The sequence below is a fragment of the Plasticicumulans sp. genome (assembly GCF_035331805.1).
Lineage (GTDB): Bacteria > Pseudomonadota > Gammaproteobacteria > Competibacterales > Competibacteraceae > Plasticicumulans.
The window spans coordinates 981-5834 of the sequence record NZ_DAOLKE010000228.1; the positions used below are offsets into that span (position 1 = coordinate 981).

Below are 4854 nucleotides of genomic sequence, written 5' to 3' on the forward strand. Positions count from 1 at the left end.
CCTGGACCGTCAGCCACTGCATGCGGCTCAGGGCCGGCAGCGGGCGCGGCAGCGTGCGGGCGCTGCCGGACAGCGGGGCCGTGGCGGGCAGGACTCGGGACATCGGGCGGGCTTCCGTTACCGCAGCGGCTTCAGCGCATTCAAGGGCCGGTTCCCGTCAGACCAGCACTTCGGCACAGGCCGGATGCGACAGGAAGCCGGCCGGGCTGGCGCTGCGCCCGTAGGCGCCGGACTGGAACACGACGACCAGATCGCCGGGTTCGGCCGCTGCCAGCGCCATGCGCTCGCCGAGCAGATCGAGCGGCGTGCACAGCGGACCGACGACGCTCGCGATCTCGGTGGCGGGGCTGTCCATGCGCGTGCCGATCGCGACCGGGTAGTTCTTGCGGATCACCTGCCCGAAGTTGCCGCTGGCGGCGAGGTGGTGGTGCAGGCCGCCGTCGGTGACCAAGTACACCTGACCGCGCGAGACCTTGCGATCCAGCACCTCGCAGACGTAGATGCCGGCCTCGCCGACCAGATAGCGGCCGAGCTCGATGACCGGCCGTGCCTGCGGCTGGCGTGCCGCGAGCTGCGGCAGCAGGGTTTCGAGGTTGTCGGCGATCGGCGCCAGGTCGAGCCGGGTCTCGCCGGGGAAGTAGGGAATGCCGAAGCCGCCGCCGATGTTGAACAGCTCCACCGGCGCCGGTGCCGCATCGGCCAGCCGCAGGCCGAGCGCGAAGGTCTGGCGGTGCGCATCGACGATGGTCTCGGCGCGCAGGCTCTGCGAGCCCCAGAACAGGTGAAAGCCGCGGAAGCGCAGGTCGAGCGAGCCGATGCGCGCGAGCAGCTCCGGCACCAGTTCGGCATCGACGCCGAAGGGCTTGGCGCCGCCGCCCATCTTCATGCCGGCGGCCTTCAGCTCGAAGTCCGGGTTCACGCGCACGGCGACCGACGGGTGCAGGCCGAGCTCGTCGCCGATGCGCGCGACGCGCTCGGTCTCGCCGAAGGATTCGAGGTTGATCGTGATGCCGGCGGCGATCGCGGCGCGCAGCTCGGCATCGCGCTTGCCGGGGCCGGCGAAGCTGATCTCGCGGGCATCGATGCCGGTGTCGAGCGCGACCTGCAGCTCGCCGGCCGAGGCCACGTCGAGGCCATCGACGAGGCCGGCGAGCAGCTGCACGACCGCCGGCATCGGGTTGGCCTTCATCGCGTAGTGCAGCTCGATGCCGGCCGGCAGCGCGGCGCGCAGCTCGGCGACACGCGCGGCGATCAGCACGCGGTCGTAGGCGTAGAACGGCGTGCGGCCGACGCGCGCGGCCAGCACCGGCAGCGGCACGCCGCCGATGCTCAGGCAGCCGTCGACGACCGGGAACTGCGTCATCGGTGCATGCACGGGGCGGGGAGCGTTCATGCGCCGGTCTCCGCGTACAGGGTTTCGAGTTCGCCGGCGAGCTGCTTGCGGTCGATCTTGCCGTTCGGATTGCGCGGCAGCGCGGCGCGGCGCACGAAGCAGAGCGGCACCATGAAGTTCGGCAGCACGCGCTTGCAGTGCGCGAGCAGGGCCTCGTCATCGGCCGGGGCGTCGGCGGCCGGCTGGATCACCGCGACCACGGCCTGACCGAGCGTGCCGTGCGCAACGCCGATCGCCGCGGCTTCGGCGACCAGGCCGGAACCGTACAGGACTTCCTCGACCTCGGTCGGGCTGACCCGGTAGCCGGAGGTCTTGATCATGTCGTCACGCCGGCCGATGAAGTACAGGTAGCCGTCCTCGTCCATGCGCACGGTGTCGCCGGACCACACGGCGAGTTCCGGATTCACCAGCCCGGCCGGCTGGCCCGGCGCCGGCTTGTAGCGCTCGGCGGTCTTGACCGGATCGTTCCAGTAGCCGAGCCCGACCAGCGAGCCGCGGTGCACGAGCTCGCCGGGTTCGCCGGGGGCGCAGGCGCTGCCGTCCTCGCGCACGACCAGGATCTCGGCGTACGGGATCGCCTTGCCGATCGAATCCGGCCGGCGGTCGAGTTCGGCCGGCGGCAGGTAGGTGGAGCGGAAGGCTTCGGTGAGGCCGTACATCAGGAAGGGCGTCGTCTCCGGCAGCTTCGCGCGCAGGGCTTCGAGCGTCGCGCGCGGCATCTTGCCGCCGGAGTTGGTCAGGTAGCGCAGGCTGGCGACGGCTTCCGCCGGCCAGTCGAGCTGCGCGAGCTGCACCCACAGCGGCGGCACGGCGGCCAGCCCGGTGATGCCGTGCTTCGCGACCGCGCGCACGACATCGCGCGGCAGCAGGTAATCCATCAGCGTCACGCGCGCGCCGACGTGGAAGGCGGTGGTCAGCTGCGACAGGCCGTAGTCGAAGCTGAACGGCAGCACCGCGAGCAGGTGGTCATCGGCGCTGTTGCCGAGATACTGCGCGACACTCCAGGCGCCGGTCAGCATGTTGCGGTGGGAAAGACAGACGCCCTTCGGCCGGCCGGTCGAACCGGAGGTGTACAGGATCGACACCAGATCGGTGTCGATGCGCCGGTGCACGGGGCGGCGTTCGCCTTCGGCGAGCAGCGTCTCCCAGGCGAGTGATTCGACGTGCGCGAGCTTCGGCAGGTCCTCGGGGCCGCGGCTGTCGAGCACCACCAGCGTGTGCAGGTCGGCGCAGCCGGCCAGCGTCCCGGCGAGCAGGCGCGCGCGTTCGCGGTCGGTGACGAGGATGCGCACGTTGCAGTCGTTCAGGATGTAGCCGACCTGCTCGGGCTTCAGCAGCGGATTGACCGGCACGAAGGCGCCACCGGCCGCGCAGGCCCCGAAGATCGCCGCGACGGTCTCGAAGCGCTTCGGCAGCCAGATCGCGACGCGCCCGGCCGCTTCGAGGCCGCGTCCGGCGCAGGCCGCCGCGAAGCGTCCGACCGCCTCGGCCAGCGTCGCGTAGTCCTGTTCGGCATCACGCAGGCGCAGCGCGATCGCCGAAGGCGTCCGTTCGGCGCGCGCAAAGATCAGTTCGTGCAGTAATCCGGGCATGCTCGGCGGGCTCCGCGGGCGGACCGTGGGGACGGGGCAGGGCCGGCATTGTCGCAAACCCGGGCCGCTCGGCGGGAGCGGGATCGTAGCGTTGCGTTGCGTTGGGCCGCGCGGTGGGGTCGTGCGTGGGGCGCGGCGGCTCAGGAGTCGTGCGCGTTGCGCGACATCTGCTGGTCGAGCGCCAGCACGAGCTTGTAGAGATCGGGATTGACCGCCGCGAACATTTCTTCGGGGTCGAGCAGGAAGGGCGCGCGCGGGCCGTGATAGTCGATCACGTCGCCGACCTGCTTCGCCGGCAGGCCGAAGCGGCGCAGCAGCCGCGCCAGCCGCGGCTCCATCATCGCGATGCCGTGATGCACGCCGCAGTACATCATCATCGCGATCGACACCAGGAACAGGCTGACCGGCAGGATCGGGAAGTTCTCGCGCCCGTGCTCGGCGGAGTCGATCGCCTTGATCTGTTCCTGGGTGATGCTGAAGGGCTTGCGCTCGTCGGTCAGGCGGCGACGGAAGTGCTGCAGGATCGCGAGCCGCGAGACTTCGCCGATGCTGTGGCGGGGCACGCGCTTCGGATCGAACTGATCACTGCGCAGCGCATGCAGGCAGTAGCGTTCGAACGGCAGCGGGGCGTTGCGATCGGCCGGGTCGGTGCAGACCATGCGCACGGTGCCGGCCGCCAGACCGGTCGCACGGTGGCGAAGCAGGCAATGTATGGAGTGATCGTCGTAGTCGTCGCGTTCCATGCCGTCGGCGAAGTGTTCCTCGGCCTCATAGGCGAATTCGCGGACGTAGACCTCGTAGCGCAGCCGGTAGACTTCCTCGCGCAGCGCCGGCGTGTCGGCGCGCATGACGTAGAAGTATTTGGAAAACGTGTCGGCCAGCGTGCTGCGCGACGAGTCGTTCAGATCGGGATGCTGCAGCAACGGGTCGAGGCCGGATTCCGCAGCGGTGGAATCGGCGGCAACCAGAGGCTGCACGCGGCTCACGGCCGGGTCCGTCGCAGGCTGGGAATGAAAGGAATCGACAGCCATGATGCGGAAGTCGCCAGCAGGGAGAAGGCTGGCGGCAGGAAGCGGACACTGTCCATCCCTTGCATGGTTTTGGCTTCCCGTGAGCTGCGCCAGAATGGCTTGAACGGTACGCTGCGCGTGGTTTCCTTACGTTGGCCGGCATGTTGGCACAGGCCGCGCACCCCGTAAACCGCCAGGAGCCCATGCCGATCCGGCTCCACACGATCCGGATCACGGCAATGTCGGCTCGGAAATTTCACGCACGGCCGCCGGCGATGAGCGCGGTCGGGGAGGCCATGGTGCTGATTCTGTACGGAACTTCGGAATGTCATCTGTGCGAGCAGGCGCAGGAGCAGGTGCTGGCAGCGGCCGGGCGGCCGGCCATCGAGATCGATGTCGCCGAGGACGACGGGCTGTACCAGCGTTATGGCCTGCGCATCCCGGTGCTGCGCCGACAGGACACCGGTGCCGAACTCGACTGGCCGTTCGACACCGGTGCCGTCATCGCACTGCTCGGGGCATGAGCACGATGGCACGGTCATCAGCACGTGTGCGTGACGACCGTGCCCGCCGGGCTTCAGTCCTCGCGATAGCGGCGCGGGGCGCCGTCGTGACGACGTTCGCCTTCGCTGCGCCGGCGGCGGGCCGCATCGTCGCGATGCGCGAACGGGCGGGCCGTGTGCTCGCGCGGAGCACGGGCGGCATCGTCCTCGCGCGGGCGCCAGGGGGCCGCCGGACGGGCCTCACCTTCGCTGCGGCGTTCGCCGGCCGGCCGGTCGCCGCGCGGGGCGCTGCTGCGGTAGCCCTCGATGATCCGGACCCCATGTTGCTGGGTCTCGAAGCGGTGCCGATGCACGCA

At 70.3% G+C, this 4854-nt stretch carries 4 protein-coding genes and 1 pseudogene; 1 reads left to right on the plus strand and 4 read right to left on the minus strand.

The features are described from left to right. Positions 1 to 157: 157 nt before the first annotated feature. The 3 genes from PKE44_RS13935 to PKE44_RS13945 form a co-directional block, all read right to left on the minus strand. On the minus strand, positions 158 to 1393 hold the full coding sequence (locus PKE44_RS13935; RefSeq protein ID WP_324552212.1) for a pyridoxal-dependent decarboxylase, exosortase A system-associated: 1236 nt from the start codon (positions 1391 to 1393) through the stop codon (positions 158 to 160). Further along, on the minus strand, positions 1390 to 2985 hold the full coding sequence (locus tag PKE44_RS13940; RefSeq protein WP_324552214.1) for an acyl-CoA ligase (AMP-forming), exosortase A system-associated: 1596 nt from the start codon (positions 2983 to 2985) through the stop codon (positions 1390 to 1392). The genes PKE44_RS13935 and PKE44_RS13940 overlap by 4 nt, the downstream gene beginning before the upstream one ends. A gap of 140 nt (positions 2986 to 3125) precedes the next feature. Then, positions 3126 to 3971, minus strand: a complete 846-nt coding sequence (locus PKE44_RS13945; protein ID WP_324552216.1) for a PEP-CTERM/exosortase system-associated acyltransferase — start codon at positions 3969 to 3971, stop codon at positions 3126 to 3128. A 320-nt stretch (positions 3972 to 4291) separates the two neighbouring features. On the opposite strand from PKE44_RS13945, the gene PKE44_RS13950 reads away from it, so the two are divergent. Next, positions 4292 to 4519 carry a glutaredoxin family protein gene (locus PKE44_RS13950; protein WP_324552218.1) on the plus strand — a complete coding sequence of 76 codons (228 nt, stop codon included), beginning with the start codon at positions 4292 to 4294 and terminating at the stop codon, positions 4517 to 4519. Positions 4520 to 4572: 53 nt separating this feature from the next. On the opposite strand, the pseudogene PKE44_RS13955 reads toward PKE44_RS13950, so the two are convergent. Beyond that, positions 4573 to 4854 (minus strand): annotated as a pseudogene (locus PKE44_RS13955) (hypothetical protein); the annotation flags it as partial.

What these genes read in the sequence shown, in the direction of transcription:
- PKE44_RS13950 (WP_324552218.1), top strand. Translation starts at nt 4,292, where the DNA reads ATGGTGCTGATTCTGTACGGAACTTCGGAATGTCATCTGTGCGAGCAG.
- PKE44_RS13940 (WP_324552214.1), bottom strand. Translation starts at nt 2,985, where the DNA reads ATGCCCGGATTACTGCACGAACTGATCTTTGCGCGCGCCGAACGGACG.
- PKE44_RS13935 (WP_324552212.1), bottom strand. Translation starts at nt 1,393, where the DNA reads ATGAACGCTCCCCGCCCCGTGCATGCACCGATGACGCAGTTCCCGGTC.